This is a genomic window from Bradyrhizobium sp. OAE829 (genome assembly GCF_040546575.1).
Lineage (GTDB): Bacteria > Pseudomonadota > Alphaproteobacteria > Rhizobiales > Xanthobacteraceae > Bradyrhizobium.
In genome coordinates this window covers 1,195,532-1,209,081 of record NZ_JBEPOE010000001.1, presented here as the reverse complement: position 1 = coordinate 1,209,081, position 13,550 = coordinate 1,195,532, and the positions used below count along the sequence as shown (strand labels likewise).

Sequence of the window (13,550 nt, the reverse complement as noted above, 5' to 3'; positions counted from 1 at the left end):
GAGTATGTTGTCTGCACGGAATTGCATTGATCGCCTTCCCCTGAGATGGCGATGATTACCTACGGTTTTGGAAGTGCACTCCGTCCCTGTAGGCTTATGCTCATGCGCGCCAGATGCGACAGCGTCCGCGCGCCCATCTTCTGCAGCACAGCTGCGCGATGATGCTCAGCTGTCCGCGTGCTGATCCCGAGTTTTGTAGCGAGCACCTTCGTCGGCATCCCTTCAGCCAGAAGGACCATCACTTCCTGTTCGCGGGCCGTGAGCGATCGATACCTGGCTTCGATGGCCGCATACGCTTCTTCCTCGGCGGCGATTTCGCTGACGCGCTGCTGTGCTTCCTCCAGAGTCTGAAGGAGTTCGGCCGGCTCGAACGGCTTCTCGAGAAAGTGCAATGCGCCCGCCCGCATGGCCTTGACGGCGAGCGGCACGTCGCCATGGCCGGTGATCATGACCACTACCGGACTCATCGGCCCCTGTTGCAAGTGATGTACGAGATCCAGCCCGCTCATTCCCGGCAAGCGTAGATCAACCAGCAGGCACAACGGCCTGCTCAGCTTGACCTCCGAGAGGAACTCTTCGGCCGAGGCATAGGTGCGCGCTTCCATGTCAGCCGTATGCAGCAGCACTTTGAGGGCTTCGCAGACATCGGATTCATCGTCGATGACGTGTACGACGCGCTTATGTCCCATGGCCCACCTCTGCGCTCAGGGGAAGGTCGATCGTGAACCGCGCGCCGCCATCTGGCCGGACGCGCTCCCAATCGATCGTCCCTCCATGCGCGCTGATCAACTCGCGTGACAGCGCCAGGCCGAGCCCCATACCGCTCGGCTTTGTCGTGACGAACGGCTCGAACAGGTGTTTCGCCACGACGTCGGATACGCCCGGCCCATTGTCCTCGACCTCGATCCGTACCCCCTTGTCCAGCGTTGCCACGCGAATGGTAACGCAGCCGGGCAATCGGCTCGCTTCCGCGGCGGCGTCGATGGCGTTGTTGATCACATTGATCAGGCTTTGCTCGAGTTGAAGCGCATCAACGGTGATCGGTGGGACGGACGCAGCTTCAAGCCGCACCGAGACGCCGTGCGCCCTTGCGTCATCCTCGGCCAGAGCCACCACCCTTCGTGTCAAGGCGCCGAGATCAGTAGGAGTTGGCCTGAGCGTACCGCGCGAGACGAAGTCCCGCAGACGCTCGAGGATGTCTTTCGCCTGGCGCAGCTGAGCCGTTGCCTTCTCAAGGGACGCCGCAACCGGCGCCGGCTCCGCAGGCTTGTCAGCCAGAAGCTGCCGGCCGACGTGAAGGTACATGGCGACGTTCGACAGCGGCTGGCTGATCTGGTGCGCCAGGGAAACGCCCATCGCGCCGGCCGTCGCATGCCGCGTCATGCGCGCCACTTGGGCATGCTGCTCGCGCAGCAGCTCATCCGATTTGCGGCGTTCGTCGACGACAGCGCCGAGCAGCAACCCATTGAACGCGAGCGCCAGCACCAGGAGCTGGTAACCCATGAAGGTGCTTGCGGGATAGCCGCCCCAGCTGATGAAAGCCAGCAGCAGAAGATGGACCACACATACGCCGATTGCCGCTCCCGCGAACCCGGTGCGCATCGCGATCCAACTCACCGGGAGGAACAGCAGATAGAAGAAATGGTATTCGTTGGCTCTCTCGAAGGAGAAGATCAGCCACAATGCGACCAGGACCCCGGCCAGAAAGACTCCGGAGTCGATCAGCAGTACTGTGGGTCGTATCTCTCCCAAACGCTGGACTGACCCGAACACGGTCATGGCAACAGGCAGGATGATGATGATACCGACGGTGTCTCCGACCCAAAGATGCGGTACCGCTTCCCAATACTGCCTCACCGGCAGGTCGCCGAACCACACGAGAAAACCGCAATAGAGGCAGGCTATGACGAAGGTGCCTGCTGGCGCCGTCACCAGCAGCGCAATGACATTGCGCAGGTCGGATCGACCGACTGCGAAGCGGAGGCCTCGCGTGAGACCCGCGGCCAGTGCGGCATACCCAATCGCAACAACTGCGCTCGTTGCAACGGTGGAAGCGACGCTTTTGGCGGCTCCGTAGATGAAGAGATCGACCAGCAACGCGGCCAGGAACAGCACCGGCGCATAAGCGACGCCTTTGAGCAGCAACAGACCCAGGCTTAGCGCCTTCACCGGATTCCACAGCGTGATGCCGAGGCCTTCGAGTTCATGGACGCGCGTGAGCCATTCGAGCCCGATATAGGCGGCAATAAAGACGCCGCCGATCGCGACGTACTGCGCCGACGCCAGTTCCTGCGGCCAGCCAGCACTCCAGCGCGAGCCCGCAGTCGCGCTAGCTGATTTGCGGACGACGTCGCCCAACGCATTCCTCCGTCGTCCAGTGAACGATTTTTTGCTCCGGCAAGAATGCGCTTCCTTCAATCGGCGCGCAAGCGCGTGCGTACTACTCACCATGAGTCCGTAGGTAATATTCCCTACGCGGCGCCGGGCGCATGTCGCGTCGCTGCATGTTACGCCTTATGCCCAGCAGACACGATCCACTCACGCCAGCAACGGCACCCGCCGTACTCGAACGCGATAGTGGAAAGCCGCAGGGCGGAGGTACATGACCCACGCAGCCTACTTCATCAGATCATCGTCGACGGGCCTGATGACGCCGCGTCTTGCTGAACGGCTGCGGATGCTCGCCGTTCCGGTATTTGCCTTGCTCCTGTCCGCTCCCGCGCCGCTCCATGCTGCCGAGGCAGCGGCGGTGCGTATCGACCTGACACAGCATCCCGTCGGCTATCTGGCGCTGCTGATCTTCTTCGTGGCCTACGGATTCGTGGCCGTCGAGGAAGCCATTCAACTGCGCAAGTCGAAACCCGTCATGCTGGCGGCGGGCCTGATCTGGGCGCTTCTCGGCGTAGTCTACGCCGCGCATGGTCAGAGTGCCGCGCTCGAAGCCGCTGCCAAGCATGTGATCCTCGACTATGGCGAGCTGATGCTGTTTCTCGTGGTGGCGATTACGTATGTCAACACGATGCAGGAGCGGCGCGTCTTCGCTGCGGTGAGGGTAAAACTGACCAGTACGAAGCTCTCTTATCGGCAGCTTTTTTGGCTGGTCGGCGGGCTCGCGTTTGTCTTCGGCCCTATCATCGACAATCTGACCACGGCGCTCGTCATGGGAGCCGTTGTGGTGGCCGTCGGGGTCGGCAACTACCAGTTCATCGTTATGGGCTGCATTGTCATCGTGGTGGCCGCTAATGCCGGCGGTGTCATCTCGCCGTTCGGCGACATCACCTCGCTGATGGTCTGGCAGAAAGGCAAGCTGGGGTTCCTCGAATTCTTCCATCTCTTCCTCCCGGCGCTGGTGAACTTCGTTGTACCGGCGGCGCTAATGCATTTCGGCGTGCCGAAGGGAATGCCGGAACCGGTAAGCGAAACCAGGCGACTCAAGCACGGCGCGGGCGTTGTGATCGGACTGTTCGCGGCCACCATCGCGACCGCCGTCTCGTTCAAGACCTTGTTCAGCTTGCCGCCCGCGCTCGGGATGATGCTGGGTCTCGGATACCTGCAAATGTACAGCTATATCCTCCAGCGCATCGGGCGACGCCGCGGCGACCAGGACATGGCGTTCGACTCCTTCCGGGAGATCAGGCGTCTGGAGTGGGACACGCTGCTCTTCTTCTTCGGCGTCATCTTCGCGGTCGCTGGGCTTGGCGTCGCCGGCTATCTCGCGCTGTTGTCGAATTTTCTCTATGGCGATCTCGGACCGACCGTTGCGAACATCGCCATCGGCGTACTGGGCGCGGCGTTCGACAACATCCCGCTGATGTTCGCGGTGCTCACCATGAACCCGGATATGTCGAGCGGCCAGTGGATGCTCGTCACGCTGAGCACCGGTGTCGGGGGGAGCCTCGTGTCAATCGGCACGGCGGCAGGCGTGGCGCTGATGGGATTGGTGCGTAACCACTACACGTTTCTCAACCATCTTCGATGGTCCTGGGCCATCGCGCTCGGTTACGTGGCAAGTATCCTCACCCATCTGTGGATCAACGCCGCGCTCATGTAGCCTAGCGCAGCGTGGAACACCTGCTTCGAATTCGTCACGGATTGCCTCGGAGATATGATCGCGGCAGCTATTTTTGCCACGGCTTAATTCGCGATGACTGAATGCATAATACCATCACAATTTTTTGCAGGTCGGAAACTGCAAAATCGTGGCCTGCGTCGCGTCGCGCGCAAGCGAAATCTCACGGGCCGGGTGCGACAAAACAACCCGACGGGCAAATCAGTTCTGTTTTACGGAAATCATGTCAACTCCATAATTTCCGAAAATCAAAAACATTTCCCTTTCCTTCGACCCAAATCAGCGGCACATTCTCATCCATCCCGTCCCACTCAGAAGGGCGTCGGCCGTCGTCACGACGAGGGGCGGGTTGCGGTGGACGTTGAGGTTGCGATTGACGGTCGTGGCTGAAGCGTACGGCGAAAGCGTGTGGTCCTGGCGCCCGTAACGGCGTCAAGTCTTTCGGGAGCTAACGCTTCCGAGGGGCGACGGTGGCAATAGAGGCCGTCTCACCGGGGAGAGCGCGTCATAAGCCGTAAAGCCATTGCGCAGGGAATGTCGGATGTTCTCCGCTGCCCTGTATGCTCGTGTGCAACCTACTTAGCACAATCGCACACGAGACCGCGGGTGCAGCGCGCATCCGGCATTCCCTGCGCCCTCTGAATTTCGAGGGCGGGAAGTTTCTTGCAAAGCTCGGGCGCAATGTGCCGCGAGAAGGCGAAAGTGTATCTTCCGTCATTGTCTGCAACAAACGCGGAGCGTTTGTGCATGAGAGCGCAGCGAAGCAATCCATGGCGTCAAGCCGAAGTATGGATTGCTTCGTCGCTTCGCTCCCTTGCGCAAACGCCTTTGCGTTTGTCGCAGGCAATGACGAGCCTGGCTGTTTGAAACTTGAATCCGAAAATTGGCGTTCAGATTCAACTGAAACGGAAATGGCTCCGGCCGATGACGCCTAAAACCGCGTCACGATATCCGACAGCGCCGGGCGAGGGCGGTCCTCGGCGGGTTTTGATGGGGTGCCGATATGGATGAAGCCGGCGAGTTTTTCGTCCGGCTTCACGCCGAGCCCTTCGAGCACGTCGCGGTCGAACGCGAACCAGCCGGTCAGCCAGTTGGCGCCGTAGCCGAGCGCGGTGGCCGCGGTGACGATGTTCATGGCGCTGGCGCCGGCCGACAATTCCTGTTCCCACGCCGGCACCTTGGGGTGTGGCTTGACAAAACTCACCACGGCGATGACCAGCGGCGCGTCCATCATCCGGCGCTTTTCCATTTCGACGTCGGCTGCCGGTGCGCCCGGATTCTTCCGCGCGAACACGGCTGCGATGACGTCGCCGGCGCGGGCGCGGGCGTCGCCTTCGAACACGATGAAGCGCCATGGCGTCAGCTTGCCATGATCCGGCACGCGCGAGCCGATGGTCAGGATGGTGTCGAGTTCGTCGGCCGAGGGGCCGGGGCCGCTCATCTCGCGCGGTTTGATGGAGCGGCGGAGTTTCAGGAGTTCAAGGGCGTCGGGCACGAGCATCTCTTTCGTCGGACAGGATTGGGCAATGGCCTAACACGCAGATAGGGAGGCAAGGAGGCCACCGAAAGCCAGTTTAGACCGATTGTGACGAGCCTTAAGGCTTGCGGGGCGGCATCTTTGCCGCCCGCTCCAGAAGATCCTTCCCGAGGTCTTCCAGGATCTCCCGCGTGGCCAGGAAGAGGCTGTGTCCCTGCTCGGTTTCGATCGCCAGCGCGACCACCGTCGGCCGGTTGGGATCCGGGATCAGCTGGTAAGCCCGGATCGGAAAGGCGGGAAGCTCCTGCTCGTCGGTCATCAGGTCTCGAGCCTGGCGCGCTTGACGTCCGGCGGGGTGGCTTCCTCGACCAGCGCCGCCAGCGCCTCGTCGGTCGGCATCACCTTCTGGCCTTCGCTGCCGAGCCGGCGGACCGAGACCGAATGGGTCTCGGCTTCCTTCTTGCCGACGACGAGAAGCGCGGGGATCTTCGCCAGCGAGTGCTCGCGGACCTTGTAGTTGATCTTCTCGTTGCGCAGGTCGATCTCGACGCGCAGGCCCGCGCGCCGCGCCGCGGCGGCGACCACCTTGGCGTATTCGTCGCCTTCGGAAGTGATCGTGGTGACGACGGCCTGCACCGGCGCCAGCCAGAGCGGGAAGTTGCCGGCAAAATGCTCGATCAGGATGCCGATGAAGCGTTCCATCGAACCGCAGATCGCGCGATGCACCATGACCGGCACCTTCTTGGAGCCGTCGGCGTCGATGTAGAACGCGCCGAACCGTTCCGGCAGGTTGAAGTCGACCTGCGTGGTGCCGCACTGCCAGTCGCGGCCGATGGCGTCACGCAGCACATATTCGAACTTCGGCCCGTAGAACGCGCCTTCGCCGGGATTGATCGCGGTCTTGATGCGGTTGCTGCCGCTGGCCTGAATCTCCGACAGCACGGTGGCCATCACGCGCTCGGCGTGATCCCACATCTCGTCGGTGCCGACGCGCTTCTCCGGCTTGGTCGAGAGTTTTATCGTCAGCTCACCCTCGAAACCGAAATCGGCATAGGTCGACAGGATCAGGTCGTTGATCTTGAGGCACTCTTCTGCGAGCTGCGCCTCGGTGCAGAACACATGGGCGTCGTCCTGCGTGAAGCCGCGTACGCGCATCAGGCCGTGCATCGCACCGGACGGCTCATAGCGGTGCACCACGCCGAACTCGGCGAGCCGCAGCGGCAGGTCGCGGTAGCTCTTCAGGCCATGCTTGAAGATCTGCACATGGCCGGGACAGTTCATTGGCTTCAGCGCAAACCAGCGCTTGTCCTCGGCCTCGTCGCCGGCCGATTGCGCTGCGAACATGTTCTCGCGGTACCAGTCCCAATGGCCGGAAGTCTCCCACAGCACCTTGTCGAGGATCTGCGGCGCGTTGACCTCGCTGTAGTCGCCGGTCAGGCGGCGGCGCATATAGGCGATCAGCGCCTGGAACACCGTCCAGCCCTTCGGGTGCCAGAACACCACGCCGGGACCTTCTTCCTGGAAGTGGAACAGGTCGAGCTCGCGGCCGAGCTTGCGGTGGTCGCGCTTCTCGGCCTCCTCGATCTGCTTCAGATAGAGGTCGAGGTCTTCCTGCTTCGCAAACGCCGTGCCGTAGATGCGCGTCAGCATCGGGTTGTTGCTGTCGCCGCGCCAATAGGCGCCCGCGACCTTCATCAGCTTGAACGCGTTGCCGACCTTGCCGGTCGAGGTCATGTGCGGCCCGCGGCACAGATCGAACCAGTCGCCCTGGAAATAGATCTTGATCGGCTCGTCGCCAGGGATGGCGTCGACCAGCTCGACCTTGAAGGCTTCGCCCTTGTCGCGGAACACCTGTTTGGTCTTCTCGCGCGACCAGACTTCCTTGGTGAAGGGTTGGTCGCGCGCGACGATCTCGCGCATCTTCTTTTCGATCGCGGCAAAATCTTCCGGCGTGAACGGCTCGTTGCGGAAGAAGTCGTAATAGAACCCGTTCTCGATCACGGGGCCGATGGTGACCTGCGTGCCCGGCCACAGCGACTGCACCGCTTCGGCGAGCACGTGGGCCGCGTCATGCCGGATCAGTTCCAGTGCGCGGGGGTCGTCGCGGTTGACGAACTCGATCCTGGCGTCGCCCGAGATCGGATCGTTGAGGTCGGCGACCACGCCATCGAGCGCCATCGCCACGGTGCGCTTGGCCAGCGACGGCGAGATGCCCTTGGCGATCTCGAGCCCGGTAATGTCCTGGGGAAATTCGCGCCTGGCGCCATCGGGGAAGGTGAGGGTGATTTTTTGCACGGGTTCGGCCGGTTTCAAGTTCGCAAGGCCAAATTGGAATCCCGGTGCGGGTGCATTGCTGTCAGGCATTGGCGTCTCCTAAAGCTCACTCCTGCGAACGAGCGCAGGTAAGCGGGAACAGGCGGTATAGCAGGGGATTCGGCTCCTGCAATCGGGCAATATCAAGAAAATCGGCGGCCCGTCCCCGCGGTTGGGGGCCGCCATCGTGACAAGACCAGGTTCGCGTGCTCTTCTTGGCGCGGGGATTGAGAGGGCATCGTGAGGGCAGGCAATACCGCGGCATATGTCGCTTTAGTGGCGCTTCAGTTCGCGGCCATGGGGCTGGTGTCCCCGGACAGGGCGATGGCGCGGGGGCCGTCTGACGGTTGCAAGGTCGGTCCGCTGAAAAGCAACAGCGAACTGGACGACCGCGTCGCGGCCTGCACGATCCTGATCGATACCAGCCGGTCGCCGAAGCAGCTGGCGCTGGCGCTGTCGTACCGTGCGCAAAGCCTCCTCAACCAGAAGAAATGCGACGCCGGGTTTGCCGACCTGATGCGCGCCAAGGACGTCTCGCCCTCCAAGAAGAGCTCCGACTATTACGATCTGCATTTGTGGATCTCGTACTACTGGCAGCACTGCAAGGGCGATTTCGATCGCGGCCTCGAGGTGTTGAATGAAGCCGCTGCGATCCCGCGGTCTATAACCAGCGGGCCAACATGCTCAGCGACAAAGGTGATCACGCGGCGGCGCTTGCCGACATCAACAGATCGATCGCCCTGATCAACAACGATCCCTATCGCGCCTCGGCCTATAACAACCGGGCGCTGATCCTGAAGACGATGGGGGAGTATGAAAAGGCGGCAGCCGATTTCGGCGTTGCGATCAAGCTCGCGCCCAAGAACGCCAAATATTACGCCAACCGCGGCGACGCCTGGCGTCGCACCGGAAACCTCGAGCGTGCGTTGCAGGACCAGGACCGCGCCATCGAGCTTTACGCCGGCGGTCCCGGCATCGCCCTTGGCCTGACGCTGCGCGGCGAGACGCTGCGTTACATGGGCGAATACGACCGGGCGCTTTCCGACTTCAACCAGGCCGTCCGGATCGAACCGGACTTCGCGCCTGCGCTCACCGGACGCGGACTGACGTTCGAGCGCACCGGCGATCTCGAGCGCGCGAAATCCGAGTTCCGAATGGCGTTGTCGATCAGCGAGAATTCCGGCCGGGGCGACCTGTCGAAATCCGCGCGTGAAACCGCCGAGGCGCGTCTTGCGGCGCTTTCCTCCGGCGTGCCGCAGCCGACCATCCTTCCAGTCCCCAGCAGGGCGGCCTCGACGAATTCGGTGCCGACCCCGGCCGTTGCGATACCCGTCGTGGCACCCGCAGCGGCCAAGGCTACAGCGGCAAAGCAAGGCCGCCGGGCCGCACTGATCATCGGCAACTCCGCCTACAAATCGGTGAGGGCGCTCGAGAACCCAGGCCGTGACGCCGAAAAAATCGCGGGCACATTGCGCGCGATCGGCTTCGACAGCGTCACGGTCGCCATCGACGTGACGCGCGAGAAAATGACCGAAGCGCTGCGCACGTTTGCGGCGGCCGCCGACAAGTCCGACTGGGCGATGGTCTATTATGCCGGCCACGGAATCGAGGTGAATGGCGTCAATTACCTGATACCGGTCGATGCCAAACTGGCATCCGGCCGCGACGCCCTGTTCGAGGCCATGCCGCTGGATCAGGTGATGGCGGCCATCGACGGCGCAAAGAAGCTCAAGCTCGTGATGCTCGATGCCTGCCGGGACAATCCGTTTGCGAATGCATCAACGGCAACTTCGCTGACGGCTGCCGCTGCGCCGGCGCCGGCTTCGAACGAAGGCGACACGCGCGGCGCGAAGACGCGCTCGGTCGGCCGCGGCCTTGGCGAGGTCAAGGTGCAGGGCGCGTCACTGGTCGTCTACGCCGCCAAGCATGGCGAGACCGCGCTGGACGGCGAGGGGGATTATTCGCCGTTCGCCGTCGCGGTCGTGCAGCGGATCGCGACGCCGGGCGTCGAGATCAACAAGCTGTTCCGCCTCGTCCGCGACGACGTGATGGAAGCGACCGCGGGACGGCAGGAGCCGTACACATATGGTTCGCTGCCCGGACGCGAGGACTTTTTCTTCGTGAACAGGTGACCCGCAACAGTCCCTAATCCGCCATCCGCGTCAGCACGGCCTTGAAGGTGACGCCGGGCAATTGCAGCGCGGTGCCTTCGAAGTCGATCATGCTGCCGTTGTCGGCCCCCTTCAGCGTCAGCGTGATCATGTCGATCCCGAACAGCGGTTTGAAGGCCGGATCGGGGTTGTGACGCTCTGTGGTGACCCTGGCCTGAATGCAGTCGCCCTTGTCGGTATAATTGCCGATGAATGCGAAAGCCGAATTGCCGCCCCGAAGCTTGCCGCCGCAGGCGTAAATCACGCCGGTGCCGGTTCCATGAACCGTATGAAATTCAACCTTGTACAAGCCGTCCTGCAAAATGATCCCCGAAAGTTGTATCTCCTAATGACTGCACCCTATGGTCCGGGGCTGCGTCGGACAATGCTGCGCGCCCTAAATCGTTGGGCCATCAACATCACAATTCGATCAGTGGAATTCAGCGTTATGACGGGAAGGATCAGCGAGGAAGCCTCGCTGAGGCGACCGATTACCGGTTCGCGGGTGACGGCGCGCTGGCGATCCGGGTCAGCTGTGGCGAAGCGGCCATCTTGACCAGCACGTCCTTGACCGGATGCTCGGTCCAGGCCTGCGTGACGTAGCTGCGATGGGTGATACCGTCGCGCGTCTGCACGAATACGACGCTGCCGGGCCGCAGCGGCCCGTCCATGTTCTCGGTGACGGTGATGCCTTTTTCGCGCAGCATCGACATCAGTTCCTGATCGCGTCGCTTGGTGTAGCGGGTATAGGAGCTGACGAAGAAGCCGGTGCGGTTCTTCTCGATCCAGGACGCAAACTTGTCGAGTTCGCCATAGACGGCATCGAGAAGGAACACGCCGCGGACGCGGTTGGGAACGCCGCCGACCTCGAGGCTCCAGGCGGTGGGAACGAAACCGCCGCTATAGCCGATGATGACGATGGGCATGTTGGCGAACGCCTGCGCCGATTTCGGGTCTCCGGTCAGGCGGGCGAGGTGGGTCGCCGACTCGTCCATGAAGCGCTTGAAGCCGCCGGGCTGCCAGAACTTGCCCGCGCTGGAATCGGCGGCGTTCACCGCCAGCTGCGGCGCCAGCAGCACGGCGTTCACACCTGAATCCGAAATCTGCTGCGGCACCAATTGACGGTCGCGGACATCTCGTTCCAGCGTCGCGCCGTTGCCGTGGAAGAACACCACGATCACGCCGGGCTTGCGGACATCAAACGTCTCGGGGACGTGCACCAGCACGCGGCTGTCGTTGTAGGTCTGATCCTGCCAATAGACCCGGCCGCCATAGCTGCGGCGTCCCTTGCGCTCACCATTCGAGATGTTGAGGAACGGCGCATCGGTGCGCGGATTGTTGCCGAAATAGGGGAAGGCGGAGGATTTCATGCTGACCAGCGTGGTCAGCTCTTCGCGCTCGGTCTGGCGCGGAAGCGTCAGTGTGGGATTGAGCGAGGCGACCCTGACCGGCTCGGTCCGCACCTTGCGTTGAGTCGGGGCCAGCGCAACCTGCTGCACCAGGCTCTCGCTTGGGGTCGGGAAACGGTCGGCGAATTGCGGCTGCGGGAAGCGGTCTTCAAAACTGTCGCCGGCGGTGGCGTGGGCGTTCGCGGCCAGCATGTCCGCGCTGGGCGCCTTGCCGCATTGAACCAGGACAAAGGACAGGGGTACAAAAAGCGAAGCGACCGCGACCCAGCGCCAACGATGAGCATGACGGGGCTGGGCATGGCGCTGCGTCGCCGGGGAAATCACCCGGTTCGCGCGATGATGTATCTGGAATTTCGGATCCGCTCCGACCATCCACCCCGTGCCCCAAGGACCACCTGAGAACCACCCAAGATCCACCGTTAACCGGCGTACCTCGATCGTGTTTAGGCGACGTTAAGCTTCCGGAGAAAACTCCCCATATCCGGAAGTCCGGAAGGAGACCATCCAATCGTGTCCTGATTGTGAGCCCCGCCATCTTGTCCTCGCAATGTCGGGGTGCACTGCAAAGGCCAGCGAGACTTTTCTGGGTATCTGGATACCCAGAACGTTACCTGATTTAAATCATTGTTAACGCTGCTTGAATTGGGCGGCGCCAGCCTGCACCATGAGGGTTCAGGCGTGCGGCGCTGAAGGTACGGTCGAAATGGCGGCATCAGAAACGGGCAGCGCGGCATGGTCCGGCCCGCGTCCCGGCGGCGGCTCGACCATTTCGGTGGTGGTAGCGATCTCCATCGTCGTTGCCGACATGGTCGGCGTTGGCGTCTTCACCAGCCTGGGCTTTCAGGTCAAGGACATCCCCTCCGGCTTCTCGATCCTGTTGCTGTGGACCGTCGGCGGTATCGTCGCGCTGTGCGGGGTGTTTGCCTATAGCGAGCTCGGGGCGATGTTTCCGCGCTCGAGCGGCGAATACAACTTTCTCGGCCGCGCCTTTCACCCGGCCTTCGGTTTTGTAGCGGGCTGGGTGTCGGCGACCGTTGGTTTTGCGGCACCGGTCGCACTCGCCGCGATGGCGTTCGGCGAATACGGCAAATCGGTCTTTCCGGACGCGCCACCGCTGGCGCTCGCCATCGGCGTGGTCTGGCTGGTGTCGCTGGTGCAGCTCACCGGCGTCAGGCACTCCAGCACCTTCCAGTTGATCGCGACCATCCTCAAGGTGCTGCTCATCGTGGCCTTCCTGGTCGCCGGATTTCTGATGGCGACGCCGCAGCCGTTGTCGTTCGCGCCGTCGGCGTCCGACTTCTCCCACATCGTCAGCGCGCCGTTCGCGATCAGCCTGGTGTTCGTGATGTATTCGTTCTCGGGCTGGAATGCGGCGACCTACATCATCGGCGAGGTGCACGATCCGGAGCGCAACGTGCCGCGCGCGATGCTGGCGGGGACGCTGATCGTGCTGGTGCTGTATGTGGCGCTGAACGCGGTGTTCCTGCACTCGGCGCCGATCGACAAGCTGGCGGGCCAGCTCGACGTTGCCCGCGTCTCCGGCAGTTACATCTTCGGCGAGTTCGGCGGCCGCATCGTCGGCGCGATGATCTGCTTCGGTCTGATCTCCTCGATCAGCGCGATGATGTGGATCGGGCCGCGCGTGATGATGACGATGGGCGAGGACATTCCGGTGCTGCGCCCGTTCGCGCGCCGGTCGACCGGCGGCGCGCCGGCCTGGGCCATTCTGTTTCAGCTGACCGTGGCGAGCCTGATGCTGTTCACGCGCAGTTTTGAAGCGGTGCTCGAATTCATCCAGTTCGCATTGTTGTTCTGTTCGTTCTTCACCGTGCTCGGCGTCATCAAGCTGCGCATCACGCACCCCGACCTGCCGCGACCCTATCGCGCCTGGGGATACCCGGTCACCCCGCTGGTTTTCCTGCTCGTGACCGGCTTCATGATGTACTATCTCTTGACGGAACAACCGCTGCGCGTGTTCCTTGGTGTTTTGATCATGCTGTCAGGACTTCTGATTTACGCCGTGTTCCGCAAGCGGGCCGATCAAGGCCCGGTGGCCGCGTCTGCGGGCAGCGAATGAAAATGAAGATGCGTGCCTCGTTGAAAATTGCCGCGGTGAGAATTGCCTCGTTGAG

At 62.5% G+C, this 13,550-nt stretch carries 11 protein-coding genes; 4 read left to right on the top strand and 7 right to left on the bottom strand.

Going from position 1 to position 13,550, the window contains the following annotated elements; all coding sequences use genetic code 11:
* Window positions 1-59: 59 nt before the first annotated feature.
* Both ABIE49_RS05995 and ABIE49_RS05990 read right to left on the bottom strand, forming a co-directional pair.
* Entirely contained in the window at window positions 60-689 is a 630-nt protein-coding gene (locus ABIE49_RS05995; protein WP_192734012.1) for a response regulator transcription factor, read from the bottom strand.
* The gene (locus tag ABIE49_RS05990; RefSeq protein ID WP_192734011.1) at window positions 679-2,358 is read right to left on the bottom strand and encodes an ATP-binding protein; all 1,680 of its coding nucleotides are present in this window, start codon (window positions 2,356-2,358) and stop codon (window positions 679-681) included. The genes ABIE49_RS05995 and ABIE49_RS05990 overlap by 11 nt, the downstream gene beginning before the upstream one ends.
* Window positions 2,359-2,647: 289 nt before the next feature.
* Between ABIE49_RS05990 and nhaD the strand changes: the two genes are divergently transcribed.
* The gene (gene nhaD, locus ABIE49_RS05985) at window positions 2,648-4,051 is read left to right on the top strand and encodes a sodium:proton antiporter NhaD (protein ID WP_354066618.1); all 1,404 of its coding nucleotides are present in this window, start codon (window positions 2,648-2,650) and stop codon (window positions 4,049-4,051) included.
* Window positions 4,052-5,000: 949 nt separating this feature from the next.
* Here the strand turns inward: nhaD and ABIE49_RS05980 are convergent.
* The 3 genes from ABIE49_RS05980 to thrS all read right to left on the bottom strand — a co-directional run bounded on the left by ABIE49_RS05980 (window position 5,001) and on the right by thrS (window position 7,910).
* Entirely contained in the window at window positions 5,001-5,564 is a 564-nt protein-coding gene (locus tag ABIE49_RS05980; protein ID WP_192734010.1) for a nitroreductase family protein, read from the bottom strand.
* A gap of 100 nt (window positions 5,565-5,664) precedes the next feature.
* Window positions 5,665-5,865, bottom strand: coding sequence for a hypothetical protein (locus tag ABIE49_RS05975; RefSeq protein ID WP_192734009.1), 201 nt, complete (start codon window positions 5,863-5,865; stop codon window positions 5,665-5,667).
* A complete protein-coding gene (thrS, locus tag ABIE49_RS05970) occupies window positions 5,865-7,910 on the bottom strand; it encodes a threonine--tRNA ligase (RefSeq protein WP_192734008.1) in 2,046 nt (681 codons plus the stop codon). The genes ABIE49_RS05975 and thrS overlap by 1 nt, the downstream gene beginning before the upstream one ends.
* Window positions 7,911-8,099: 189 nt before the next feature.
* Here thrS and ABIE49_RS05965 point away from each other — a divergent pair, with 189 nt between their 5' ends.
* The gene (locus ABIE49_RS05965) at window positions 8,100-8,603 is read left to right on the top strand and encodes a hypothetical protein (protein ID WP_192734007.1); all 504 of its coding nucleotides are present in this window, start codon (window positions 8,100-8,102) and stop codon (window positions 8,601-8,603) included.
* A complete protein-coding gene (locus ABIE49_RS05960; RefSeq protein ID WP_192734006.1) occupies window positions 8,540-9,991 on the top strand; it encodes a caspase family protein in 1,452 nt (483 codons plus the stop codon). Before ABIE49_RS05965 ends, ABIE49_RS05960 begins: the two co-directional genes overlap by 64 nt.
* Window positions 9,992-10,004: 13 nt before the next feature.
* Here the strand turns inward: ABIE49_RS05960 and ABIE49_RS05955 are convergent, their stop codons facing one another.
* Window positions 10,005-10,319, bottom strand: coding sequence for a GrlR family regulatory protein (locus ABIE49_RS05955; protein ID WP_354066617.1), 315 nt, complete (start codon window positions 10,317-10,319; stop codon window positions 10,005-10,007).
* A 181-nt stretch (window positions 10,320-10,500) separates the two neighbouring features.
* Window positions 10,501-11,790 carry an alpha/beta hydrolase gene (locus ABIE49_RS05950; protein ID WP_192734004.1) on the bottom strand — a complete coding sequence of 430 codons (1,290 nt, stop codon included), beginning with the start codon at window positions 11,788-11,790 and terminating at the stop codon, window positions 10,501-10,503.
* 331 nt (window positions 11,791-12,121) lie between these two features.
* On the opposite strand from ABIE49_RS05950, the gene ABIE49_RS05945 reads away from it, so the two are divergent.
* The gene (locus ABIE49_RS05945) at window positions 12,122-13,495 is read left to right on the top strand and encodes an APC family permease (RefSeq protein WP_192734003.1); all 1,374 of its coding nucleotides are present in this window, start codon (window positions 12,122-12,124) and stop codon (window positions 13,493-13,495) included.
* Window positions 13,496-13,550: the final 55 nt, after the last annotated feature.